At 70.4% G+C, this 22,084-nt stretch carries 26 protein-coding genes; 16 read left to right on the forward strand and 10 right to left on the reverse strand.

What is annotated here, in order from left to right; translation table 11 throughout:
* Window position 1: 1 nt before the first annotated feature.
* Genes AC6CCG_RS00940 through AC6CCG_RS00950 form a run of 3 tightly spaced genes read right to left on the reverse strand, consistent with a single transcriptional unit; the run spans window position 2 to window position 2,294 of the window.
* On the reverse strand, window positions 2-538 hold the full coding sequence (locus tag AC6CCG_RS00940) for a P-loop nucleotide/nucleoside kinase family protein (RefSeq protein WP_496654372.1): 537 nt from the start codon (window positions 536-538) through the stop codon (window positions 2-4).
* A 2-nt stretch (window positions 539-540) separates the two neighbouring features.
* The gene (locus tag AC6CCG_RS00945) at window positions 541-1,422 is read right to left on the reverse strand and encodes a serine hydrolase (RefSeq protein WP_496652563.1); all 882 of its coding nucleotides are present in this window, start codon (window positions 1,420-1,422) and stop codon (window positions 541-543) included.
* Window positions 1,419-2,294, reverse strand: coding sequence for a LysR family transcriptional regulator (locus AC6CCG_RS00950; RefSeq protein WP_496652564.1), 876 nt, complete (start codon window positions 2,292-2,294; stop codon window positions 1,419-1,421). Before AC6CCG_RS00950 ends, AC6CCG_RS00945 begins: the two co-directional genes overlap by 4 nt.
* 81 nt (window positions 2,295-2,375) lie before the next feature.
* Here AC6CCG_RS00950 and bla (AC6CCG_RS00955) point away from each other — a divergent pair, with 81 nt between their 5' ends.
* Together bla (AC6CCG_RS00955) and bla (AC6CCG_RS00960) are read left to right on the forward strand one after the other, a co-directional pair.
* Window positions 2,376-3,278, forward strand: a complete 903-nt coding sequence (bla, locus tag AC6CCG_RS00955) for a class A beta-lactamase (RefSeq protein WP_496652565.1) — start codon at window positions 2,376-2,378, stop codon at window positions 3,276-3,278.
* Window positions 3,279-3,289: 11 nt separating this feature from the next.
* Complete coding sequence (gene bla / locus AC6CCG_RS00960) at window positions 3,290-4,174, forward strand: class A beta-lactamase (protein WP_496652566.1); 885 nt, start codon at window positions 3,290-3,292, stop codon at window positions 4,172-4,174.
* 99 nt (window positions 4,175-4,273) lie between these two features.
* Here the strand turns inward: bla (AC6CCG_RS00960) and AC6CCG_RS00965 are convergent, their stop codons facing one another.
* The 3 genes from AC6CCG_RS00965 to AC6CCG_RS00975 are packed head-to-tail and all read right to left on the reverse strand — an operon-like array spanning window position 4,274 to window position 6,867.
* On the reverse strand, window positions 4,274-5,332 hold the full coding sequence (locus AC6CCG_RS00965; RefSeq protein WP_496652567.1) for a histidinol-phosphate transaminase: 1,059 nt from the start codon (window positions 5,330-5,332) through the stop codon (window positions 4,274-4,276).
* A 19-nt stretch (window positions 5,333-5,351) separates the two neighbouring features.
* Complete coding sequence (locus AC6CCG_RS00970; protein WP_496652568.1) at window positions 5,352-5,987, reverse strand: VOC family protein; 636 nt, start codon at window positions 5,985-5,987, stop codon at window positions 5,352-5,354.
* Between the two features lie 58 nt (window positions 5,988-6,045).
* The gene (locus AC6CCG_RS00975; RefSeq protein ID WP_496652569.1) at window positions 6,046-6,867 is read right to left on the reverse strand and encodes a DUF3109 family protein; all 822 of its coding nucleotides are present in this window, start codon (window positions 6,865-6,867) and stop codon (window positions 6,046-6,048) included.
* 80 nt (window positions 6,868-6,947) lie between these two features.
* On the opposite strand from AC6CCG_RS00975, the gene AC6CCG_RS00980 reads away from it, so the two are divergent.
* From AC6CCG_RS00980 to AC6CCG_RS00990, 3 genes are all read left to right on the forward strand, one after another.
* Complete coding sequence (locus AC6CCG_RS00980) at window positions 6,948-7,814, forward strand: sugar phosphate isomerase/epimerase family protein (RefSeq protein ID WP_496652570.1); 867 nt, start codon at window positions 6,948-6,950, stop codon at window positions 7,812-7,814.
* A gap of 164 nt (window positions 7,815-7,978) precedes the next feature.
* Window positions 7,979-8,905 (forward strand): proline dehydrogenase family protein, encoded by a 927-nt coding sequence (locus AC6CCG_RS00985; RefSeq protein ID WP_496652571.1) that lies wholly within the window; start codon window positions 7,979-7,981, stop codon window positions 8,903-8,905.
* 159 nt (window positions 8,906-9,064) lie between these two features.
* Entirely contained in the window at window positions 9,065-9,481 is a 417-nt protein-coding gene (locus AC6CCG_RS00990) for a hypothetical protein (protein WP_496652572.1), read from the forward strand.
* A gap of 64 nt (window positions 9,482-9,545) precedes the next feature.
* Here the strand turns inward: AC6CCG_RS00990 and AC6CCG_RS00995 are convergent, their stop codons facing one another.
* The 3 genes from AC6CCG_RS00995 to AC6CCG_RS01005 all read right to left on the reverse strand — a co-directional run bounded on the left by AC6CCG_RS00995 (window position 9,546) and on the right by AC6CCG_RS01005 (window position 12,217).
* Window positions 9,546-9,935, reverse strand: coding sequence for a tautomerase family protein (locus AC6CCG_RS00995; RefSeq protein WP_496652573.1), 390 nt, complete (start codon window positions 9,933-9,935; stop codon window positions 9,546-9,548).
* Window positions 9,936-9,958: 23 nt separating this feature from the next.
* Complete coding sequence (locus tag AC6CCG_RS01000; RefSeq protein WP_496652574.1) at window positions 9,959-10,927, reverse strand: fatty acid desaturase family protein; 969 nt, start codon at window positions 10,925-10,927, stop codon at window positions 9,959-9,961.
* A gap of 504 nt (window positions 10,928-11,431) precedes the next feature.
* Window positions 11,432-12,217 carry a CPBP family intramembrane glutamic endopeptidase gene (locus AC6CCG_RS01005; protein ID WP_496652575.1) on the reverse strand — a complete coding sequence of 262 codons (786 nt, stop codon included), beginning with the start codon at window positions 12,215-12,217 and terminating at the stop codon, window positions 11,432-11,434.
* A gap of 81 nt (window positions 12,218-12,298) precedes the next feature.
* On the opposite strand from AC6CCG_RS01005, the gene AC6CCG_RS01010 reads away from it, so the two are divergent.
* The 9 genes from AC6CCG_RS01010 to AC6CCG_RS01050 all read left to right on the forward strand — a co-directional run bounded on the left by AC6CCG_RS01010 (window position 12,299) and on the right by AC6CCG_RS01050 (window position 19,673).
* Window positions 12,299-13,336 (forward strand): aspartate-semialdehyde dehydrogenase, encoded by a 1,038-nt coding sequence (locus AC6CCG_RS01010; protein ID WP_496652576.1) that lies wholly within the window; start codon window positions 12,299-12,301, stop codon window positions 13,334-13,336.
* Entirely contained in the window at window positions 13,329-14,198 is an 870-nt protein-coding gene (gene proC / locus AC6CCG_RS01015; protein WP_496652577.1) for a pyrroline-5-carboxylate reductase, read from the forward strand. Before AC6CCG_RS01010 ends, proC begins: the two co-directional genes overlap by 8 nt.
* A complete protein-coding gene (locus tag AC6CCG_RS01020; protein WP_496652578.1) occupies window positions 14,195-15,337 on the forward strand; it encodes an acetoin utilization protein AcuC in 1,143 nt (380 codons plus the stop codon). Before proC ends, AC6CCG_RS01020 begins: the two co-directional genes overlap by 4 nt.
* A gap of 246 nt (window positions 15,338-15,583) precedes the next feature.
* Entirely contained in the window at window positions 15,584-15,748 is a 165-nt protein-coding gene (locus AC6CCG_RS01025) for a helix-turn-helix domain-containing protein (protein ID WP_496652579.1), read from the forward strand.
* A gap of 16 nt (window positions 15,749-15,764) precedes the next feature.
* A complete protein-coding gene (locus AC6CCG_RS01030) occupies window positions 15,765-17,027 on the forward strand; it encodes a hypothetical protein (RefSeq protein ID WP_496652580.1) in 1,263 nt (420 codons plus the stop codon).
* The gene (locus AC6CCG_RS01035) at window positions 17,024-17,959 is read left to right on the forward strand and encodes a hypothetical protein (RefSeq protein WP_496652581.1); all 936 of its coding nucleotides are present in this window, start codon (window positions 17,024-17,026) and stop codon (window positions 17,957-17,959) included. Before AC6CCG_RS01030 ends, AC6CCG_RS01035 begins: the two co-directional genes overlap by 4 nt.
* A complete protein-coding gene (locus AC6CCG_RS01040; protein WP_496652582.1) occupies window positions 17,956-18,516 on the forward strand; it encodes an RNA polymerase sigma factor in 561 nt (186 codons plus the stop codon). The genes AC6CCG_RS01035 and AC6CCG_RS01040 overlap by 4 nt, the downstream gene beginning before the upstream one ends.
* The gene (locus AC6CCG_RS01045) at window positions 18,503-18,715 is read left to right on the forward strand and encodes a hypothetical protein (protein WP_496652583.1); all 213 of its coding nucleotides are present in this window, start codon (window positions 18,503-18,505) and stop codon (window positions 18,713-18,715) included. The genes AC6CCG_RS01040 and AC6CCG_RS01045 overlap by 14 nt, the downstream gene beginning before the upstream one ends.
* A gap of 64 nt (window positions 18,716-18,779) precedes the next feature.
* Window positions 18,780-19,673 carry a phenylalanine 4-monooxygenase gene (locus AC6CCG_RS01050; protein WP_496652584.1) on the forward strand — a complete coding sequence of 298 codons (894 nt, stop codon included), beginning with the start codon at window positions 18,780-18,782 and terminating at the stop codon, window positions 19,671-19,673.
* On the opposite strand, the gene AC6CCG_RS01055 is transcribed toward AC6CCG_RS01050, so the two are convergent.
* Complete coding sequence (locus tag AC6CCG_RS01055) at window positions 19,674-20,189, reverse strand: pyridoxamine 5'-phosphate oxidase family protein (RefSeq protein WP_496652585.1); 516 nt, start codon at window positions 20,187-20,189, stop codon at window positions 19,674-19,676.
* An 83-nt stretch (window positions 20,190-20,272) separates the two neighbouring features.
* On the opposite strand from AC6CCG_RS01055, the gene AC6CCG_RS01060 reads away from it, so the two are divergent.
* Window positions 20,273-20,944 carry a TetR/AcrR family transcriptional regulator gene (locus AC6CCG_RS01060; protein ID WP_496652587.1) on the forward strand — a complete coding sequence of 224 codons (672 nt, stop codon included), beginning with the start codon at window positions 20,273-20,275 and terminating at the stop codon, window positions 20,942-20,944.
* 207 nt (window positions 20,945-21,151) lie between these two features.
* Window positions 21,152-22,084 (forward strand): hypothetical protein, encoded by a 933-nt coding sequence (locus AC6CCG_RS01065; protein ID WP_496652588.1) that lies wholly within the window; start codon window positions 21,152-21,154, stop codon window positions 22,082-22,084.

Raw genomic sequence — 22,084 nt, forward strand, 5'->3', positions numbered from 1 at the left:
TTCAGCGAGGGTGCTCGGCCGGCGCTGTCAGTGCGTTCAGGACCGCGGCGACCAGGGTGGCGGAATCCGTTGTCTCGTTGACGATCAGGGCCGCTTCAGCCGCGGTCGGCGGCTCGAAGGAGGCCAGGTGCTCGGCCAGCACCTCGTCGCTGATGTCGCCGCGCCGGGGTGTCGCGCGGTTCCGCACCAGACGCTCGCGGAGGACGGTCTCGTCGACGTTCACGTACACCAGCACCAGGGGTACGGCGAGCGTCGCCGCCCGCTCCCGCCAACGATCACGGAGGAACGCCGGCGAGCTGGTGTCGTCGATGATCACCGTCGCACCCTGCCGGACCGCCTCGCTGACCCGGTCGTGGGCAAGCTCCATGGTGCGCGCCCACTCCTCGACCGGGATGCCGTCGCCGCCCCACAGCCCGCGCTCGGCGTTGATCGCGTCGAGGCTGATGATCATGCCCGGCAGACCGTCGGCGAGCCGCCCGGCGACGGTGCTCTTGCCCGAGAACGTACGGCCGCAGAGCAGCACGATGCCCGGTTCCATGATCAACTCCGGACCGCATCGACGGCGAGCCGGGCCGCGTGCCCGATCGCGAAATCCGCTTCCAGCTGGACGAAGGCGGCGACGTCGGACCGGGTCAGGCAGGCCACGGCGATCCGGTCGTCGCCGAGCTGCACCACGCCGACCTCGTGCCGCAGGTCGAGGAACGTGCCGGTCTTGGTGAACAGCCCGACGTCGTCGGCGGCCAGCTCGACGGCCAGCCGGTGCATGACCAGTTGCCGGCCGAGGGCGCCGCGCAGCCGGGCACAGGCGGCCGGGGTGGCGATCCGGTCCGTCCAGACCCGGTCCAGCAGGTCGACCAGGGCGCGGGCGGTGCCGGCATTGGCCCGGTTCGGGTCGAGTTCCTCGATCAGGTGGCCGTCCCGGGTCTGGCCGGCCTTCGCCAGCCCGGCGCCGATCCTGGTGACGGCCGCTGCCGTACCGTAGATCGCCGCCATCTTGTGCCGGATGATCAACTCCGGGCAGCCGAGCTCGGTCAGCCGGGCGTTCGCCCGGTCGAGGCCGAACCGGTCCAGCAGCAGGTCGGTCGCGGCGTTGTCGCTGACCGCGAGGCTGAGCTGGAGCAGGTCCTCCGCGGCGACCCGGCTAGGGTGCCGGAACAGGGAGACCCCGGTCGGGCCGCTGGTCGCGTGCTGCGGCGCTATCTCGAACGGCTCGGCCGGATCGAGCTCGCCGCGCTCGAACGCGTCGAAGATCACCAGGGCGATCGGCAGCTTGATCACCGACGCGAGTGGCCAGACCAGTCCGCTGTCGAACCCGAACTCGACGCCGGTGATCAGATTGCGGGCCAGCAGCGAACCCTGCAGGCCGGCGGCGCGCCAGTCCCGTTGCACGTCGTCGATCAGGGCGGTCTGATTCGCGATCATGCGGTACGTCCTCGGCGGCCGCCCAGGCCGGCCGCCAGTCGGGTGATCAGCTCCACCCGGTCATGATCATCGAGGTCGGCCGAACCGGCAAGCCGATAACTCCGCCGCACCGCCGGGCGCGCCAGCGGCGACCAGGCCAGATCCTCCCGGCGGGCCTGCTCGGCCGAGGCGAGCACCACGTCGCCGCGTTCGTGGACCCGGGTCCAGGCCTCGGCCTCCGGGGTGCCGACGACCAGCTGGTCGGCCCGCAGCCCGAGTCCGTAGCAGGCCTCGGCGACCGGGTCGCGGACCGTCGGCACGTCGTCCTCGGCCAGCAGCTGGACCGCACGCGGCGGCAGGTCCCGCTCCCGGACCGGGCGCCGGAGTTGATCAAGGTGGAACCGGGCCGCCGGGGCGTGATCATGGTGTGCGACGCCGAGCGGAACGGTGAAGTCGGCCTGCTGCGGCGAGGTCGGCAGGACGGCGAGCTGGGCCAGCCCGGACCGCAGCAGCTCCTCCCGGTCCGGAGGTTCCTCGTCGACGAACCCGACCGTCGCTTCCGGCAGCCCGCGCCGGATCGCGGCCCGAGCAGCGGCCGTCAGTTCGGCCGGGACCGCGATCACCAGGCTCTGTTCCGGCGCGGTGAACAGGGTGTCGATCCGGTCGGCGCGGGCCAGCAGTTCCCCGGCCAGCGGCAGCAGCCGTTCGCCCTCCGGGCTCAGCTCGACCCGTCGCGAGGTCCGCAGCAGCAGGGTGACGCCCAGTCGCTGCTCGAGGGCGGAGATCCGCCGGCTCGCCACCGGCTGCGGCTGGCCGCAGCGCGCCGCGCCGCGGGTGAAGCTGCGCTCGGCGGCGACGGCCGCGAAGCAGCGCAGGCCCTCCACCAGATCCATGCGGGCAACCATACGCATTCGACATCAATCCTCCGCACGGTGTCTTGGTGTCCCGGCCGACCCCCGGGAACCCTGGCCGCCATGGACCTGAACTCACCAGCACCCAGCACGCCGATCGCCCGCCGGACCGTCCTGGCCGGCGCCGCGGCCCTCGCCGCCACGGTCGCCCTGCCCCGGACCGCCCGAGCCGATTCGGCGATCGAGGCGTTGGAGGCCAAGCACGACCGGCGGATCGGCCTGTACGCCAAGAACCTGCGCACCGGCCAGGAGATCACCCACCGGCCCGACGAGCGCTTCGCGCTCTGCTCGACGTTCAAGACGCTCGCCGTCTCGGCCGCGCTGGACGGCCGGCTGGTCACGCCGGACCGCCAGGCCCAGCGGCGCCCGGTGCACTATCCGCCGTCGCTCGTCGCCGGTGACGTCTGGGCCCCGTACACCCGGAAGTGGTTCGCCGAGGGCTACGTGCCGACCTTCGCCGAGGTCTGTGAGGTGGCCGTCCGGGACAGCGACAACGGCGCCGCCAACCTCGTCGTCCAGGCGATCGGCGGCCCGGCGGCGGTGACCCGTTTCGTCCGTGATCTCGGTGACGAGGTGACCCGGCTGGACCGCTGGGAGCCGGACATGAGCGAGTACGAGCCCGGACAGGAGCTCGACACCTCGACCCCGCGGGCACTCGGCACCAGCTACACCAAGATCATTCTCGGTCGCGCCCTGCGGCCCCGGGAGCGGGAGACGATCACCGGCTGGCTGCTCGGCAACCGCGCGAATCCCCCGTTCCGCAAGGGGTTGCCGGAGGGCTGGCTGCTCGCCGACAAGACCGGCTCGGGCAGCTACGCGACCCGCAACGACGTCGGGATCGCCTGGAACGAACGCAAGGACCCGATCCTGGTCAGCTGCCTGACCCGGGCCGACGACCCGGAGGCGACCCGGAAGGACGAGCCGCTGACCGAGGCGTTCGCGTACTGCGCCGATCGGCTGGGCTGAGGGAGTTGATCATGGACCACACCCTGACCCGTCGGGTCGCCCTGGCCGGCGGAGCCGCGCTGGCGCTCGGCGCCGTCACCGGCACCGCGTACGCCGAAGCCGGGCCGCTGGCCAGGATCGAAGCGGCCCACGACCGCCGGATCGGCTTGTACGCCAGGAATCTGCGCACCGGGCGCCGGCTCACCCATCGCGACGGCGAACGGTTCGTGATGTGCTCGACGTTCAAGACGCTCGCCGTCGCCGCCGTGCTCCGCGGCGACCTGATCACACCGGACCGCAAGGTGCTGGACCGCCGCGCCCACTATCCGCCGTCGCTGGTCGCCGGCGCCGGGTACGCGGTCCGGCTGCAGGAGTGGCAGGAGCAGGGCTACGTGCCGACGAACGCCGAGATCTGCGAGGTGACCCTGCGCGACAGCGACAACGCCGGCGGCAACTGGCTGCTCCAGCTGATCGGTGGCCCGACGGCGATCACCCGGCTGGCCCGCGACCTCGGCGACGAGGAGACCGGCCTCACCCGCTGGGAGCCGCAGCTCAACGCCTGGCAGCCCGGACAGCTGATCGACACCACAACCCCGCGGTCGATCGGCCGGACCTACGCCCGGCTGCTGGTCGGCAACGGCCTGCCCGCGCCCGGCCGCCGCCGGCTGGTCGACTGGATGCTCGGCAACCGGACCGGCAACAACACGCTCCGCAAGGGCCTGCCGCCCGGCTGGCGGATCGCCGACAAGACCGGCACCGGCGAGTACGGCACCCGCAACGACGTCGGCGTCGCCTGGACCCCGTCCGGCGACCCGGTGCTGATCAGCTGCCTGACCAGCGCCGCCACTCCTGACGCCGACCCGCTGGACGCCCCGCTCGCCGAAGTGGCCGACCTCTGCGCCCGCGTCCTCGGGTAGGACGTGCCACAAATCTGCAAGGCAACGGCCTGATCTTGCCGAATCGGCTCTGGAGAGGCGTTGCCTTGCAGATTTGTCCAGCGCAGGCCCTGGCCGGCGTCAGAACAGGGAGGCGGCGACTTCGACGGCCAGGTCGCAGGCTTCCGGCTCGCCGACGGTGATCCGGAGGCCGTCGTCGCCGTAGCCGCGGACCATCAGGCCGGCCCTGCTGAAGGTGTCGACCGCCGCGGCGGTCCGGGCGCCGAGCGGGAGCCAGACGAAGTTGGCCTGGCTGTCCGGGACCTGGTGGCCGAGGTCGCGGAGCCTCGCGGCGAGCAGGTCCCGGCGCTCGATGATCAAGCGGACCCGGTCCAGCAGTTCCTTCTCCGCCTCCAGGGAGGCGATCACGGCGGCCTGGGCCGGCAGCGAGACGCCGAACGGAATCGCGGTCTTGCGGACGGCGGCGGCGACGGCCGGGTCGGCGATGCCGTAGCCGACCCGGAAGCCGGCCAGGCCGTACGCCTTGGAGAAGGTGCGCAACGAGACGACCGGTGCGCCGTCCTTGATCAACTCCAGCGTTCGCGGCGGAGTGGCGGCGAACTCGACGTAGGCCTCGTCCACGACCACCAGGGCGCGGTCGCCGACCGCCTCGACGAACCCGGCCACCTCGTCGTGGGAGAGGGCCGGGCCGGTCGGGTTGTTCGGCGTACAGAGGATGATCATCTTCGTCCTCGGCGTGATCGCGGCGAGCATCGCGTCGAGATCATGGACGGTGCCCGGGCCGAGCGGGACCATGATCGGCGTCGCGCCGGCCAGCTTGATCGCGATCGGGTACGCCTCGAAGCTGCGCCAGGCGATGATCACCTCGTCGCCGGCCGTACAGGTCGCTTGGATCAGGTGATACAGCACGCCTGATGAGCCGGTGCCGAACGCGAGTCGATCTTCGTCGACGCCGAGCCGGGCCGCGGTCGCGGCGATCACCGCGGTGTTGCCCATGTCCGGGTAGCGGTTCATCCCGTTGCAGGCCAGCTCGACCGCGGCCAGCACACCCGGCAACGGCGGGTACGGATTCTCGTTGCTGGACAGCTTGTACGAGACGCCGCCGGGCCCGACCGGGGCCGGCTTGCCGGGCACGTACGCCGGCAGCGCCGCCAACTCCGGCCGCACGAACTGGCTCATGACCGGGAACCGACCATGATCAGATCCGGACCGGACCGGCCGGGGTGTGGAACGTGACGGCATCGATCCCCGGCTGTCCGTTCGGCGCGTTCCAGGCGATCTCCAGTCCGTCGACCACCTGGTCGGCCTTGCCGCCGAGCCACTCGTCCACCCGGTGCGGGTCGCCGGCGATCTCCAGCTTGACCAGCCGGATGTCGCCGCCGCCGACCGACGGGTGCGACTCGGCGTCGCTCAGCCACTTGATGAAGAACGGCAGCTGCGGGTCGGCCTGCAGGCCTTTGATCCCGATCTGCTGCCACTGCAGCTCCTCGCCCTCGGGCAGCCGCCGGTTGCCCGGCACCGACTTCCGGCCCAGCCGCGCCTCGATCAGGGCCAGGTCGTCGACCGCGACCACCCAGCCGAGCCAGCCGCCGCCCATCTCGGACCGGGCCCGGACGGCCTGGCCGAACGGCGCCTTCTCGGCGGCCGGGTGCTCCAGGGCCTCGACCACCTCGAGGTAGAGGCCGTCGGCCAGCGGGAGGATCTGGTTGCGGGTGCCGAACCGAGGATGGAAACCGCCGTCGTGGAACTCGGCCCCCAGTTGCCGGCTCAGCTGCTCCGTCGTTCCCATGAGTCCGTCGGGCCCGGCGGCGAACGAGAGATGATCCAGACGCATAGGGGCCATTCTGACCAAGCCGCCCGGCCGGTCCGAGACCGGGGTCACACGGAGGGCCTCAGGCCCGTGCGGTACGGGCCTTCTTGGCCGCAGCCTTCGTGTTCGGGGCCGGCGCGACCGGGTCCGCCGCATGCCGCATCGCCCGTCCCGGCCTGGCCTCGAAGTCGGCGCACAGCTCGACCAGGATGTCGTAGGCGGCCTGACCCATCAGCGCGACCAGTTCCGGCCGGTTGGACCGATAGACCGGCTCCTTGCCGACGTGCGCCTCGGTGTTGGCGGTGCAGTACCAGTCCAGGTCGTGCCCGCCCGGACCCCAGCCGTCGCGGCTGTACTCACCGATGGAGATCTCGGTGTAGCTGGTGTCGTCCGCCCGCTGCACGGTACGGAACTGGCGCCGGATCGGCAGCTGCCAGCAGACGTCCGGCTTGGTCTCCAGGAAGTCCCGGCCCTGGCCGACCGCGAGGTGGTGCAGCGCGCAGCCCTCGCCGCCGGGGAAGCCCGGTTCGTTGAGGAAGATGCAGCCGCCGTTGAAGACCCGGGTCTTGCGGCCCGGCTTCTCGCCCGGGCTGACCGTCTCCTCGTCCTCCAGTTCGACCCAGCCTCGCTTGCGCCCCTCCTTGTGGTTCTGCCACAGCTCCGGGGTCAGCTGCTTGACCGCTTTCCGTACCCGCTTCTCGTCGTCGTCATCGGCGAAATGGGCGCCCAAAGTGCAGCAGCCGTCGTTCGGCCGGTCGGCGTAGATTCCCTTGCAGCCGCGGCCGAAGATGCAGGTGTAGCGCGACGTCAACCAGGTCAGGTCGCAGCGGAACACCTCGTCGGCGTCTTCGGGGTTGGTGAACTCGGCGAAGGCACGAGGAAAGGGGAGCAGAACTTCCGGCACGGCGGCAGCCTACGCCCGGCCGACCTCCCTCCCGAATGAGCAGGCGCGCAGTGAGGTCAAGATCGCGTACGCTGATTGTCGTGCCGGATATCGAGAGCGCCCCGGGGACTGCGGCCCGGGCCACGACCGCGAAGGTCGCTTTGTCGACCGCTTCGGTCTATCCCGAGACCACCTCGAGCGCCTTCGAACTGGCTCATCGGCTGGGCTACGACGGCGTCGAGGTGATGGTCGGGATCGACCCGGTCGCCGCCGACATCGACGCGGTGGAGAAGCTGCGCGACTACCACGGGGTGCCGGTGCTGGCGATCCATGCGCCCTGCTTGTTGATCACGCAGCGGGTCTGGGGCACTGATCCCTGGGCCAAGCTGGAGCGGTCCGCCGAGGCCGCGCACCGGCTGGACGCCGAGGTCGTGGTGGTGCACCCGCCGTTCCGCTGGCAGCGCGAGTACGGGCGGAACTTCGCCGAAGGCATCCAGCGGCTGAACGACGCGACCGGGATCAAGTTCTGTGTCGAGAACATGTATCCCTGGCGGACCCCGGGCGGCGAGCTGAAGGCGTACCTGCCGGGCTGGGACCCGACCAACTTCGACTACGAGCACCTCACCCTCGACCTGTCCCACGCCTCGACGGCCGGGCAGCAGTCGGTGGACCTGGTCGAGGCCTGGGGCGACCGGCTCCGGCACGTCCACCTGACCGACGGCAACGGGTCGATGAAGGACGAGCACCTGGTCCCGGGCCGCGGCGACCAGCGCGCCGCCGAGGTGCTGAACCACCTGGCGCGGCGCGGCTTCACCGGCCACGTGGTGCTGGAGATCAACTCCCGCAAGAGCGAGACCCGGGCCAAGCGGGAGCTCGATCTCGCCGAGTCGCTGGCCTTCGCCCGCAGCCACCTGGCCCGCCCGGCCGACTTCGTGGTCAACAGCGGCGGCGTCGCGAACGTCGGCTGAGGCCCTTCGCACTGACCGGTCATTTCCGCAGCGACACGCCGCAAAAACCGCTGCTTTTGTGACTGGTCGGCGGAATTTTCACGGGCGCGGGGCTGCGGCATTAGGCTTCCGAGCGCGCCGGTCCTGCTGTCCGGCGGGGTACGTGATCATGGATGGAGGTCGGGATGCTGCGTCGCGCTCTGCTCGGAATGTCTCGCAGCCAGGGGATCAAGAATCTGGTCACCCGGCTTCCGGTGACGTCCGACGTGGTGGCCAGGTTCGTGGCCGGGGAGACGGTCGACCAGGCCGTCGCGGCGACCCGCCAGTTGGCCGGTGCCGGGCTCAAGATCACCATCGATCATCTCGGTGAGGACACCACGTCACGGGCGCAGGCGGACACCGTCGCGCTCGCGTACGTCGATCTGCTGGGCCGGCTCCGCGAGGCCGAGCTGACGGGCGCGGCCGAGGTGTCGGTGAAGCTGTCGGCGCTCGGGCAGCAGCTGCCGGACGGCGAGAAGATCGCGCTGGAGCACGCGCACACGATCTGCGCCGCCGCCGAGACCGCGGGCACGACCGTCACCCTGGACGCCGAGGACCACACGACCACCGACTCCACGCTCGCGGTGCTGCGCGAACTGCGCCGCGACTTCCCGCGGACGGGGGCGGTGCTGCAGGCCTACCTGTACCGGACCGAGGGCGACTGCCGCGATCTCGCCGTCGAGGGCTCCCGGGTGCGGCTCTGCAAGGGCGCCTACAACGAGCCGGAGAGCGTGGCGTTCACCGATCCGCACGAGGTGGACCGGGCCTATGTCCGCTGCCTGAAGATCCTGCTGGCCGGTCCCGGCTACCCGATGCTGGCGACGCACGACCCACGGCTGATCGAGATCGCGCTCAAGCTGGCCCGGGACAACGTGCGCCCGGTGGACAGCTACGAACTGCAGATGCTGTACGGGATCCGGCCGACCGAGCAGCAGCGGCTGGTCAACCTGGGCCACCAGGTCCGGGTCTACCTTCCGTACGGCAACGACTGGTACGGCTACCTGGTCCGCCGGCTCGCCGAGCGCCCGGCGAACATGAGCTTCTTCGCCCGGAGTCTGGTCAGCAAGAACTGAGGAGGTCGCCGTGGACCCGTACCAGGTGACCGTCTGGGACACCGAGACCGAGCCGGTCGGCCGGGCCCTGGTGCTGCCGGCGGCTACTACCCGGTCGACGCTCCGATCCTCTACTGGGCCTGTCAGGTCGCCGCGTCGGCCGGCTGGCAGGTGACCACGATGCGCTGGCGGACCGACGACGTGACCGCCGGGACCCGCGTCGAGTTCGTCGAGCAGGGCGCGGAACTGCTGGACGCGACCGCGCCGCAGGCCGGCCGGACCGTGGTGATCGCCAAGTCGCTGGGCACCCTGGCGGCGCCCTGGGCCACCCGGAGGGGCCATGCCGGCGTCTGGCTGACCCCGCTGCTCACCGACCCGGCGGTGCGGGAAGCGCTGACCATCCCCGGCCCGCCCTCGCTCGCGGTCGGCGGCACCGCCGACAAGGTCTGGGATTCTGCCGCCGCCCGGGCGCTGCGAGGGACCGTGCTCGAACTCGACGGTGCCGACCATGCGCTGCACCGCGGCTCGGACTGGCGTGCGTCGGTGACCCTGCTGACCCGGACCCTCGAAGCCATCGAACGGGCCTTGGCGTCCTGACCCTGAATCCTTCACACCCAAGCCCAGCCGGACGCGACGGGCTGGTCCGGCGGAGGGATCACGGTCAGACCTCGACCCGGTAGCCGAGGTCGAGGTCGGCGGCGTTCCGGCCGCGGATGCCCCAATTGACCTTCGGAGTCTCGGTCAGGGTGATCTCCACGCTGTGCGGCGGGATGCCGGCGTCGCGCTCGATCCGCGCGAACAGTTCGGCGATCAGCCGCCGCTTCGCGTCGTCGGAACGCCCGGTGAACAGGGAGATCTCGATGATCACGTAGTCCTCACCGCGATCGGCGGGATGGACGAAGTCCTCGGCGTCCAGCCCCACGAAGCGGTGGAACCGCTTCTCGGCCGGATAGTCGAGCGCCGCCATGACGGCACCGTGGACGGCGTCGGACAGTGCGGCGCGGCGCCGGGAGAGCGGCTCCCGATGCCCGTACACGACGACTTGGGCCATGGCCCGGATCCTACGGCGGATGGTCAGGCGAGGTTGCGGGCGGCCGGGCAGTCGAACGGATCGCGGGCGTGCAGGCCGACGCGGTTGAGATAGTCGACGATCCGCGCGTACGAGGCGGGCAGGCTCGTCTCGATGTAGGGAATCTTGACCCGTTGGCAGTGTTCGCGGACGATGGCCGCCGCGCGACGCAGGTGGGGTCGCGGCATGCTCGGGAAGAGATGGTGCTCGATCTGGTAATTGAGCCCGCCCATCAGGACCGTGGTCCCCCAGCCGCGGATGTTGCGCGAGGTGAGCACCTGCTTGCGGACGAAGTCCAGTTTGCTCTTGGCCGAGATGATCGGCATCCCCTTGTGGTTCGGGGCGAACGACATGCCCATGTAGAACCCGAACACCGCTACCTGGACGCCCAGGAACGCCGCGCCCATGCCGGGTCCGAGCAGCAAGATCACGATGGCGGGAAAGAGCGTCAGCCGGAGCACGATCAGGATCCGTTCGAGGGTCGTCGCACGTCCGGAGCGGCTGAACGCGCTCTTCACCGAGTCGACGTGCAGGCCGAGGCCGGTGAGCAGCAGCAGCGGGAAGAACAGGTAGCCCTGCTTGCGGGTGATCGCGGCCCAGACGCCGCGCTTGGCGCGGGCGTGCTCCTCATCGAAGGACAGGATGTCGATGTCGATGTCGGGATCGCGACCGATCTTGTTCGGATTGGCATGGTGCCGACTGTGCTTCGACTGCCACCAGGAATAGCTGATGCCGACGATGCCGGTGCCGATCAACAGACCGGCAAGATCATTCTTCCGCGCGGAAGCGAACACCTGACGGTGCGCGGCCTCGTGGGCGAAGAACGCGAACTGGGTGAAGATCACGCCGAGTCCGGCTGCGACCAGCAGCTGGAACCAGGACGAACCGAGCAGTGCACCGCCCGTCACGGCGACCGCGGTGCAGCCGCACAGGATGGCGAGCAGCGTGATGTAGAAGCCCGGGGTTCGCTTCAACAGCCCGGCCTCTTGGATCGCCTGAATCAGCGAGTGATGGGAACTCTCAGGGCGATCGGTGACGGTGTGGGTAAGAGTGGTCATCGGTCCTTGCTCGAGGTCGGAGATTCACCCGCTTGATCGAGGCGAGACCGTGTGTCCCAGGTTGCCCTCAACGGCTACGTCCGGCGGTGGCGCCGAACCGGTGTTGCCCCCAGCCTAGGTGCCGAATCCCAAACGGCCGAGTTTCGACCTGAATCGCGACCGGAGAGCCGAGCCCCGGGCGAGCGGACGGGTAGCTCGGCCTTTGTTGCTCGGGTGGGCCTTACGAGCTTCGCCGCGTCGCCAGAGGTGTTCGGCTTCGGGGTCCGCGTCCAAGCGGCGGGTCCTGCAGGCGGCTGCCGGCGATGAGCGGTGACGTGGTGGGATCGGCTGTCGGAGCACGACTCAGCGTTACCGCGGTTACCCGTCAGCCTACACCACGGTCCGCACGGTCGTTGTTGATCACCGGAGCGCCGACCATGATCACAGCCAGTCCACGTACGGCGCGACCAGGGAGTAGCCGACGAAAGCCACGATGTCGAGCAGCAGGTGGGCGACGACGAGCGGACCGACCCGCTTCCATTTCAGATAGATCAGGCCGAACACCAGGCCCATGATCAGGTTGCCGATGAAGCCGCCGAAACCCTGATAGAGATGGTACGAGCCTCGCACGACGGCACTGGTGAACAAGATCGCGATCACCGGCCAGTTGAGCTGACGGAACCGGGTGAACAGGTAGCCGATCATGATCACCTCCTCGACGATCGAGTTCTCGGCCGCGGACAGGATCAAGATCGGGATCGTCCACCACTGGTCGGTCAGCGCGGAGGCCTGCACCTGGGTGTTGATCCCGAGCGCCCGGGCGGCCAGATACAGCCCGAGCCCGGGGATCCCGATGCCGGCCGCGATCACGGTGCCGAACCAGGCGTCGAAGCCGGGCCGCCGGTGGTCGAAGCCGATCGTCCGCGGGCCGTCGCCCGGGCCGCGGTTCAGCAGATACAGCGCCAGCAGGGCCGGCACCACGCCGAACCCGACCGCGGCCAGCTGGTAGGTCAGGTCGAGCCAGGGCCGGTCCGGCACCACCGAAGGATTCAGCGTCGAGGTCTGCTGGTTCAGCGCCTCCGGCCGGGTCAGCCGGTCCACGATCGCCAAGATCGAATAGATCGCCGAGCGGCCCAGGGACAGCGCCAGCAGCAGGATGATCTCGAGGCCGTACCGACGTGTCGGAGCCGGGCCGGCGAGCGCGGTCTCGGAGGTGGGCGCGGTCACGGGACCATCTTGCCCGACGGCCGCCTTCCTCGATGCGGACAGGTTTTTCTCGACGAGCGCGCCCGCCCGTAGGCTGTCGGCATGCGTGTTGGTGTATTCGGAGCGACCGGACAGGTGGGCGGCGTGATGCGCACGCTGCTCGCCGAGCGCCGGTTCGATGTCTCGGAGATCAGGTTCTTCGCCTCGGCCCGTTCGGCCGGGACCAAGCTGCCGTGGGCCGGCGGAGAGGTGGAGGTCGAGGACACGGAGACCGCCGACTTCACCGGGCTGGACCTGGCGCTCTTCTCCGCCGGTAAGCACGCTTCCAAGGCCACCGCGCCGAAGGTCGCCGAGGCCGGCGCGATCGTGATCGACAACTCGTCGGCCTGGCGGATGGATCCCGAGGTGCCGCTGGTCGTCGCCGAGGTCAACCCGGACGACGCGCGGAAGCCGCCGAAGGGGATCATCGCCAACCCCAACTGCACGACGATGGCCGCGATGCCGGTGCTCGCGCCGCTGAACCGCGCGGCCGGACTGGTCCGGCTGCAGATCGCCACGTTCCAGGCGACGTCGGGCTCCGGCGGTGCCGGCGTGGCCGAGCTCGACCGGCAGGTCCGGGCGGTGGCCGACCAGGCCGCGGCGCTCGCCTTCGACGGTCGCGCGGTCGAGCTGCCCGCCCCCGAGGTGTACTCCAAGCCGATCGCGTTCAACGTGCTGCCGCTGGCCGGCTCGCTGGTCGACGACGGCTCCGGTGAGACCGACGAGGAGCAGAAGCTCCGCAACGAGTCGCGGAAGATCCTGCACCTGCCGGACCTGCTGGTGGCCGGCACCTGCGTCCGGGTGCCGGTGTTCACCGGCCACTCGCTGGCGATCCACGCCGAGTTCTCCGAGGACCTGTCGCCGGAGCAGGCGACCGCGCTGCTCGCCCAGGCGCCCGGCGTCTCGCTGCTCGACGTGCCGACCCCGCTCGACGCGGCCGGGCAGGACCCGAGCTACGTCGGCCGGATCCGGGCCGACCAGTCGGCCCCGGCCGGCAAGGGCCTGGTCTTCTTCGTCAGCAACGACAACCTGCGCAAGGGTGCCGCGCTCAACGCCGTCCAGATCGCCGAGCTCGTACAGGAGCAGCTGGTCCATGGCTGATCATGATCGGCTCGCCATTCTCGGCGCGGGGGTGATGGGGGAGACCGTACTCTCCGGGCTGCTCCGCGCCGGCTGGGATGTGAGCCGGATCGTGGCGACCGACCGGCGGCCGGCCCGGGAGGCCGAGCTCAAGGACCGGTACGGGATACGGATGCTGACCAACGTCGACGCGGTCGCCGAGGCGGACACCGTGCTGATGGTGGTGAAGCCGCAGGACATGCGGGACCTGCTGACCGAGATCGGCCCGTCGGTGCGGTCGGACACCTTGATCGTCTCGCTGGCCGCCGGCGTCGAAACGATCTTGATCGAGGACCTGCTGCCGGCCGGGGTGCCGGTGGTCCGGGTGATGCCGAACACGCCGGCCCAGGTGGACGAGGGAATGGCGACGATCTCCGCCGGCCGGCACGCCGGTGATGATCATGTGCAGCGGGTCAGTGCGATCCTGGCGGCGACGGGCCGGGTGCTCGTCGTACCGGAGAAGTATCAGGACGCCGTCACCGCGATCTCCGGCACCGGCCCGGCCTACCTGTTCTTCGTCGTCGAGGCGATGATCGAGGCCGGCGTCCACCTCGGGCTGCCGCGGGACACCGCGACCGAGCTCGTGGTGCAGACGATGCTCGGCTCGGCGAAGCTGCTCCGGGAGACCGGCGAGCATCCGACGGTGCTCCGCGAGCGGGTTACGTCGCCGGGCGGGACCACGGCCGCGGCGATCCGCGAGCTGGAGCAGCACCGGGTGCGGGCCGCGTTCATGAGCGCGATGGAGGCCGCCCGGGATCGCAGTCGTGATCTTGCCGAGGCGGCGCGCGCCGCAGCGGCGCAAGATCATGATCAGAGCGGGAATGATCATGGGGGCGCTGGGTGAATGCACGGCTGATCTACGGCGAAGAGCTGACCCGGTACGACTTCGGGCCGCATCATCCGATGGGGCCCGGCCGGGTCCGCGGAGCCATCTCGCTGGCCCGTCAGCTCGGAGTCCTCGATCGGCTGGAGGTGGTCGCGCCGCCTCCCCTGGACGAGTCGCTGATCGCGACCGTTCACACCCCGGACTACGTCGAAGCGGTGAAGTCCGGCCGCCCGGACGCCCACTATGGGCTCGGCACGACGGACAACCCGATCTTCCCGCAGATGCACGACATCGCCGGTCTGGTGCTCACCGCGAGCGTCACCGCCGCCGAGGCGGTCTGGACCGGCGCTGTCCGGCGGTCCTGCAACATCAGCGGCGGCCTGCACCACGCGATGCCGGCCAGCGCCAGCGGCTTCTGCGTCTACAACGACGTGGCGGCCGCGATCCGCTGGCTGCTCGACCACGGCTGTGAACGGATCGGGTACGTTGACGTCGACGTCCACCACGGCGACGGCGTCCAGACGATCTTCTACGACGACCCGCGGGTGACGACGATCAGCCTGCACCAGAGTCCGACCTGCCTGTTCCCGGGCACCGGCTTCCCGACCGAGACCGGTGGCCCGGACGCGCCTGGCTCCGCGGTCAACGTGGCGTTGCCGCCGGGCACCGACGACCGGGACTGGCTGCGCGCCTTCCACGCCGTGGTGCCGGACGTGCTGCGCGCGTTCGAGCCGCAGGTGCTCCTCACCCAGCACGGCTGCGACACCCATCGCAGCGACCCGCTGGCCGACCTCGACCTGAGCGTGGACGGGCAGCGGGCGTCCTATCTGGCGCTGGCCGAGCTGGCCGCGGAACTGTGCGACGGTCGCTGGATCTCCACCGGTGGCGGCGGCTACGCGAGCGCCTCGGTGGTGCCGCGGGCCTGGACCCATCTGATGGCGATCGTCTCCGGCGAGCCGGTGCCGCCGGACACCCCGCTGCCGCAGGCCTGGCTGGACGAGTCCGACCACGTGGGGCCGCAGACGATGAGCGACGGTGCCGAGGTGTCGTTCTCCCGGTTCGAGCACGGCTACGATCCGGCGAGCGCGCTGGACCGGGCGATTCTGGCCACTCGTCGCGCGGTCTTCCCGGACCTCGGATTGGACCCCGAATTCTGAGCTTCGAAGGGCAACTCGTCAACGATATCGTCGGCGTGTCGCGCCTGAATTTGCGCTGACTACTTTCCCAACCGCCTCAGTTGCCACTACTCTCACAGGAAGAACTAGTCGTGCGCCGGAGGGGAAGCCGGCGCGGGCCCGTGTCTCAGCGGAGCCCTACCAGATTGGGGTTGACGAACGATGGCTGAAGCCGCGCATCCGGGGAAAGCCAGGTCGGCGGCATCCGACCTGTCGGGGGTCAAGTTCATGACCGTCGCCGAGGTGGCCGCCATCATGCGGGTGTCCAAGATGTCGGTCTACCGGTTGATCCACAACGGCCAGCTCGAGGCGGCCCGGTTCGGCCGCAGTTTCCGGGTCTCCGAGGCCGAGGTAGCCGCCTACCTGCAGCGCGCCTACGACGTCGCCGGCTGACCGCCCGCCCGGCCGGGTGCTGCGGCGCGGGTTCGCGGCGCTGCTGTCGCTGCTGGCCTTGGCCGGGCTGTTCCGGCTGATCCTTCCGGCCGTGCCGGAGACTGCCGCCACCCGCGCCCCGGGAGTCGCGAGCCAGCTCGATCACCTGCGGACCAGGCTCACCGACGGCTCGGCGCGGGAGGCTCAGGCCCTGTTTCCGGAGGGCGAGTTCTTCACCTTCATCCTGTACGGGCTCGCCCGCGTCGACGAGGTCGCCCGCGGCGGCGACCCGGCCGGCCGCACGGAGGCCCGGCGGGCGCTCGACCTGGCCACGGCACCGGCGGTGCGGGAGCGGTTCGGGGCCGACCAGGCGCTGCCGTACGGGATCTTCTACGCGGGCTGGACCAACTGGCTGCGCGGCGCGCTGCTGCAGCAGCAGGAGCCGCGCGATCCGGCGCTGCACGCCGAGTTCACCGAGCAGGCGCGGGCGATCGCGGAAGCCTTCGACGCGGCTCCGTCGCCGTACCTGACGTCCTACCCGGGGCAGGCCTGGCCGTGCGACTCCGCCGTCGGGATCGCCTCGCTCGCCCTCTACCGGGACCTGACCGGCGACGCCTCCGTGACGCCGGCGATCGAGGATTGGCCGACGGCCGTGCGGGACCGGCTCGATCCGGCCACCGGGCTGCTGCCGCACCGCGCCGACCCGGCCACCGGTACTCCGCTGGAGGGCGCCCGGGCGACCTCGCTGACCGTGGCGCTGGTCTTTCTGCCCGACGTCGACGCCGGCTTCGCGGCCGACCAGTACCGGCGCTTCCGGGACGCGTACCTGATCACGCCGCTCGGCATCCCCGCGATCCGGGAGTTCCCGGCCGGCGCCTCCGGGGCCGGCGACGTCGATTCCGGCCCGCTGATCGGCGGCGTCAGCCTGTCCGCGACCGTGGTGGCGCTGGGCGCGGCGCAGAACAACGGTGATCGAGCCCTGGCGGCCGAGCTCGGCGCCGTCGGCGAACTGATCGGACTGCCGCTGGCACTGCCCGGCGGCAAGCGGTACGCGGGCGGGCTGCTGCCGATCGGCGACACCTTCGTCGCCTGGGCCAAGGGGGTCCGGCCGCTGGTCGCGGACCCGGTGCCGAGCGTTCAGCCGGTCGTCGGACCGGCCTCGCGGACGGTCTGGGTGATCGCGCTGATCCTGCTCGGTCTGATCGGCTGGCTGCCCGAGCTCCGGCGTCGACCCAACGTTTCCGGCTCCGGTCCGTCTTCCTCGGTGACAAGCCACCAGCCAGCAGGAGGAATCCGATGACGGAGCAACAGACCGAGGTACGGGAGCAAGTGATCAACGGGGCCGTCGCGGACCTGACGTCCTATCGCGATGCGGAGGACCTGGCCCGGATCACCCAGATCAACGCCGGGGCGATGGTCGTCCGCGAGTCGCTGGCCGCCGCGGCGGCGCGGATCCCGGCCAACGTGGGCGCGACGATCACGGTCCCGGATGATCTTGCGGTACGGATTCAGGCCGGCATGACCACCCTCGGCGGCGACGCCTTCGCACCGGAGGACGGGCCGAACACCGCGCTGGTCGTGGTCGGCGGGCTGGTCATCACCGAGCCGGTCCGGGAGGTGACCTACCGGCAGATCTCCGTGGTCGGAATGGTCCTGATGCCGAAGGGCTCCGAGTCGCTCGGCGGGCGGCTGACCCACCTGATCGGCGGCGCGCGGACCTATCAGTACGAGGAGGGAGCACAGGTGCGGTCGGTGGCCGGCGATGCGACCTTGTCGGCGGCCATGATCGCCAACGAGAACGGGAACCCGCACGACGTGCTGCTGGCCTCGGGCGAGGTGCTGATCGACGAGCAGATCGAGGCGGTCGGCTACCAGTCGATCATCGTGTCCGGCGAACTCATCGCGCCGCGGGACAGCCGGGACCGGTTCGGCTCGAAGCTGGAGCTGGCCGGGGAGGCCTACTGGTATCGCGGGAACAACCCGCGCGTCGTCACCGGTGAGGAGACCTACGACGCCGACTTCCTGTCCCTGGTCGACGAGCCGCTCAGCCTGATCGTGAGAGGTCACCTGACCTTCGCCGAGGGAATCAACAACGAGTTGATCAAGAAGGCCGTCACGGACATCGTGCTGACCGGAACGATCACCGTGCCGCCGGCCGCGCAGGCCGCGGTCCGGCTGCTGAACCGGGAGGGCGGCGGCACGATCGTGATCACCGGGGACTCCGCGGGGTGATCGCTCCGGCCGAGACCCGGCAGGCGTTCGAACGGCTCTACGATGATCATCGGCAGGGCGTCTGGGCGCTGTTCCTGGGCCGGCACGGCGACCGCACGGTCGCGGAGGAGCTCACCCAGGAGACCTTCCTCCGGCTCTGGCGCCGGATCGACGCGGTCGCCGCGCTCGGCCCGGAATCCCAGCGGGGCTGGATCTTCCACGTGGCGCGCAACCTCAGCGTCGACGCCTACCGGACGGCCGCGGCCGGCCGGACGGCGGTCCGGCAGGTCGCCGACGAGCTCCGGCCGAGAGCCGCCGGCGACGGTGCCGCGAGCGACGTCGCCGAGGTCGCCATCGGCCGGGAGCGACTGGCCGCGGTGGACCGGGCGGTGGCGACGCTGCCGGAGACCCAGCGGGTGGTGCTGACCATGATCGCGGTCGGCGGGCTGCGCGCGGTCGACGTCGCGGCGGCGCTGGAGATCCCGGCCGGGACCGTGCGCTACCGGTTGTCGGAGGCTCGACGTACCCTCAGAATGATCTTGGAACCGGAACAGGAGCAGGTCCATGGACGAGCTTGATCAACTTCTGGCCGCCTGGGGCAGCAGTCGCCGGCCGTCCGACGCGGCAAGCGAGCGGATCCGTACCGTCGTCCTCGATTCGCCCGCCGGCCTGCCGGTGCTGTCGGCGGCCTGGTGGCGAACCGTGCAACCGCAGTTCGACCCGGCCCGGGCCGGTCTCCGCGCCGGTAACCGGGTGCTGGCCGGAATCGCGGCCTGACTGGGGCCGTTTCGGATTGCGAGACGCCTTCGCCGGTGGCACCGTGGGTGGCGAAGGAGGCAACATGTTCGAGGAAGCACAGTTGTACTCCCCGGTCACCACCGGGGAGGACGGTACGGTCACGGTCCACCTTTCCGCTGACCATCCTGGCCGCAACGATCCCGCATACCGGGAACGGCGCAACGCGATCGCGGCCCAGGCCTTGACGTGGACGGCCGGGGAACGCCCGCCGGTCATCGACTACCTGGAAGCGGAGCAGGAGGTCTGGCGCACGGTCCAGCGCGAGTTGGCGATCAAGCACGAGAAGTACGCCTGTCGTGCCTTCCGCGAGGCCGCCCACCGGCTGAACCTGCCGAAGGATCGCATCCCGCAGCTGTCCGAGGTCACCGAGGCGCTGCAGCCGCTGACCGGGTTCCGCTATGTGCCGGCCGCCGGCATCGTGCCGGTGAAGGAGTTCTACGGCGCATTGGCGGACCGCGAGTTCCATTCCACGCAATACATTCGGCACGCATCCGCGCCGCTGTACACACCGGAGCCGGACCTGATCCACGAGGTGATCGGCCACGGCAACCTGCTGGCCGACCCGCAGTTCGCGGAGATCAACCGGCTGGCCGGCGAGGCGGCCCGGCGGTCCGAGACCGACGCGGGCGTGCAGTTCGTCGCCGACGTCTTCTGGTTCACGATCGAGTTCGGTGTCGTGTACGAGGGCGACGAACTGCGTGCCTACGGTGCCGGCATCCTGTCCAGCTACGGCGAGATCGAGGAGTTCCGCTCGATGACGATCCGGCCGCTGGACTTCCATGCCATGGGCACGATCGACTACGACATCACCCACTACCAGGACACCTTGTTCGCGGCGCCCTCGATGGAGGGTCTGGTCCAGGAGGTGTGCGGCTTCTTCGCCGGGTTCGACGACGACACCCCGGCCCGGCTGACGGCCCACGCCGGAACGGTCTGATCAGGCGTCGGCGAAGGTCCAGCGGGTCGCGTCGCCGGGGAAACGGCCCAGGGTCCAGGCGTGCACCTGCCTGGGCCGGAGCCGGTACACGACCCGGTCCAGGGTGTCGGGGTCACTCGCCCCGGCACCCTCGGCCGCGTACTTCTCCAGCCATGCCTCGAAGAAGGCGGCCAGCTGCCCCGGATCCGTCTCGGTGACGACGCCTTCCATGATCAGGACCTGTTCCGCGCTCTCCAGATGCACGCTGGCGTACGGATTCGCGGCCAGGTTCCTGGCGGTACGGGTGGAGCGCAGCACCGTGAAGATCAGCGAGTCATCGATCCAGAGCCCCCAGAGCGGCCGGGGACAGGGCCGGCCGTCGGCGGCGGCGGTGACCACCCAGTAGTTCTTCGCAGCGGCGAGCCGCTCGGAGGCTTCCGCCCAGGACAGCAGGCCGGCTGCCGCGGCGGTGGCGGGATCACGGCCCTGGTAGCCCGGGTCGATCCCGGCCCGGGTCGCGGTCGGCGCGGCGGTCATGAGGTCTCTCCAGCTTCGTTGATCATGCTGTACACCGTACCTGTACACCGTATAGGAACCAAGGAGGGGCGTAGGCTGGCCGGGTGGTGAGCACCCAGCCCCAGTCCCGGCTGACCCCGGACCTGATCGTCGACCATGCGCTGCGGGTCGCCGACGCCGAGGGCGCGCGGGCAGTCGGCATGCGGCGGCTGGCTCGCGAGTTGGACGTGACGCCGATGGCGCTCTACTGGCACTTCAAGACCAAGGAGGAGCTGCTCGACGCGGTCGCGGACCGGATCTTCGCCGAGGTCGATCGTGATCTTGGTCGGGGCGGCTGGCGAACCCGGTTCGAGCGACTGCTCCGGGCGGTCCTCGCCGTCCTCCGGCGACACCCTGCCGCCCCCGAGCTGCTGGCCGGTTCGACGGGCTTCGGCGAGCACCAGCTCGCGGTCCAGGAGAGCGCCCTGGAGGTGCTCCGGCAGGCGGGCCTGACCCCGGAGCAGGCGGCCAACGTGTCCAGCCACGCACTGACGACGGTGCTCGGCCTGGTCCGCTCCGAGCCCGGCCGGTCCCGCGCCGGCACCATCTCGGCCGAGGACCAGCGACGGCTCCGGGTCCGCCTCGCATCGCTGCCCGAGGACCGCTTCCCGCGGATCGTCGAGGCGGCCGGGCCGCTCAGCCGCTGCGACGACCCGGCCGCCTACGACGCATTCGGCCTGTCCCTGCTGCTGGCCGGGATCGAACACCTGGCCGGCTCGCCGCGCCGCCGACGCTGACCGGGCCGGGCCGCAGTTTCGGACATTACGGCCACGCTGATATTAGAGTTTTGGGTGTCCGTAGGTCTTGTAGTGGTGTGAGTCCCGGCTTACGATCTCGGCAAGTCTCGGGTCCCTTGATGCGGAGCAGCCATGAAGCCTTGCCCCAGTCCACGAGTTCCCCGCCGAGTCGCCGTCCGTCTCACCGCGTCCGGATCGGCCTTCCTGATGTTGATCTTCGTCCTCCTCGCCGGGGCGACCGCGCCGGCACGCGCCGACGTCGGGCTCACCCGGCTCGCCTGGTCGGCCAACCTCGGCCGGATCGCCGACCCCAGCCCGTGGGTGCGCAACGTGAACTACACGATGACGCCGAGCACCGCCACGACCGGCCGGGTCGCCGGCAGCTTCGCCCAGTACGACACGACCGTGGACGGAGTGAAGACCGAGATCGGGTCGGCCGGTCCGTGCAACGGTGTCGCCCGCTGTCCGATCTTCACCGCGACCGCCTCGGTCACGCAGACCTGGAACGGTTCGTACACCTTCGACGGCACCGACAACAATGGCCGGCTGGCGATCACCTGGGACGGCGGCAACACCGAGGCCTGGGATCTCAGTCAGCTACGCGGTGGAACCCTGGGTCAGATGATCATGGTCTCGGGCGCCTACAACGGCAGCGATCCGAACGGCGGCATCGGCTTCGGCTCGAAGCAGCCGTTCAGCTACTACAAGACGATGGGCATGGTCGATTCCGTCCCGGACGTGTATCGGGGCTTCTACGACGTGATCGTCAACGGCCAGGCGGAGTACGGCAACCCCTGGGACCTCGACGTCGGCGGGATGAACGGCAGCTCGACGTACCCGAAGGGCTTGCTGTTGCTGCAGAGCCCTGGCGAGGTGTATGACCGGTGTCCGGCGGAGCACCAGCACATCACGGGCACCATGTACCTGATGTGGGTCACCAACGCCGGCCGGTTGATGTCGCAGAACAACTGGCGCCGCTGCCTGGTCCAAGCCGAAACCGGCTACTACACCCGTGATATGCACGTGGCGATGCTGAACCAGGTGATCGACGACAACAAGAACCTGGTCGGCGTGGTCGGCATCGAGTCCTCCGCTTCGGGCCAGGGGACGCTGGCACGGATCCACGCACTGAAGCCATGA

It is taken from the genome of Microlunatus sp. YIM B11417 (assembly GCF_059617205.1).

Bases quoted from the DNA above. Each gene is read 5' to 3' on its own strand.
- AC6CCG_RS00970 (WP_496652568.1), bottom strand. From the start codon at position 5,987: ATGCGTCTGGATCATCTCTCGTTCGCCGCCGGGCCCGACGGACTCATG.
- AC6CCG_RS00950 (WP_496652564.1), bottom strand. From the start codon at position 2,294: ATGGATCTGGTGGAGGGCCTGCGCTGCTTCGCGGCCGTCGCCGCCGAG.
- AC6CCG_RS00995 (WP_496652573.1), bottom strand. From the start codon at position 9,935: ATGGCCCAAGTCGTCGTGTACGGGCATCGGGAGCCGCTCTCCCGGCGC.
- AC6CCG_RS00965 (WP_496652567.1), bottom strand. From the start codon at position 5,332: ATGAGCCAGTTCGTGCGGCCGGAGTTGGCGGCGCTGCCGGCGTACGTG.
- AC6CCG_RS00940 (WP_496654372.1), bottom strand. From the start codon at position 538: ATGGAACCGGGCATCGTGCTGCTCTGCGGCCGTACGTTCTCGGGCAAG.
- AC6CCG_RS01010 (WP_496652576.1), top strand. From the start codon at position 12,299: ATGCGTGTTGGTGTATTCGGAGCGACCGGACAGGTGGGCGGCGTGATG.
- bla (WP_496652565.1), top strand. From the start codon at position 2,376: ATGGACCTGAACTCACCAGCACCCAGCACGCCGATCGCCCGCCGGACC.
- AC6CCG_RS01065 (WP_496652588.1), top strand. From the start codon at position 21,152: ATGTTGATCTTCGTCCTCCTCGCCGGGGCGACCGCGCCGGCACGCGCC.
- AC6CCG_RS00945 (WP_496652563.1), bottom strand. From the start codon at position 1,422: ATGATCGCGAATCAGACCGCCCTGATCGACGACGTGCAACGGGACTGG.
- bla (WP_496652566.1), top strand. From the start codon at position 3,290: ATGGACCACACCCTGACCCGTCGGGTCGCCCTGGCCGGCGGAGCCGCG.
- AC6CCG_RS00985 (WP_496652571.1), top strand. From the start codon at position 7,979: ATGCTGCGTCGCGCTCTGCTCGGAATGTCTCGCAGCCAGGGGATCAAG.
- AC6CCG_RS01035 (WP_496652581.1), top strand. From the start codon at position 17,024: ATGACGGAGCAACAGACCGAGGTACGGGAGCAAGTGATCAACGGGGCC.
- AC6CCG_RS00990 (WP_496652572.1), top strand. From the start codon at position 9,065: ATGCGCTGGCGGACCGACGACGTGACCGCCGGGACCCGCGTCGAGTTC.
- AC6CCG_RS01045 (WP_496652583.1), top strand. From the start codon at position 18,503: ATGGACGAGCTTGATCAACTTCTGGCCGCCTGGGGCAGCAGTCGCCGG.
- AC6CCG_RS01025 (WP_496652579.1), top strand. From the start codon at position 15,584: ATGACCGTCGCCGAGGTGGCCGCCATCATGCGGGTGTCCAAGATGTCG.
- proC (WP_496652577.1), top strand. From the start codon at position 13,329: ATGGCTGATCATGATCGGCTCGCCATTCTCGGCGCGGGGGTGATGGGG.
- AC6CCG_RS01050 (WP_496652584.1), top strand. From the start codon at position 18,780: ATGTTCGAGGAAGCACAGTTGTACTCCCCGGTCACCACCGGGGAGGAC.
- AC6CCG_RS01055 (WP_496652585.1), bottom strand. From the start codon at position 20,189: ATGACCGCCGCGCCGACCGCGACCCGGGCCGGGATCGACCCGGGCTAC.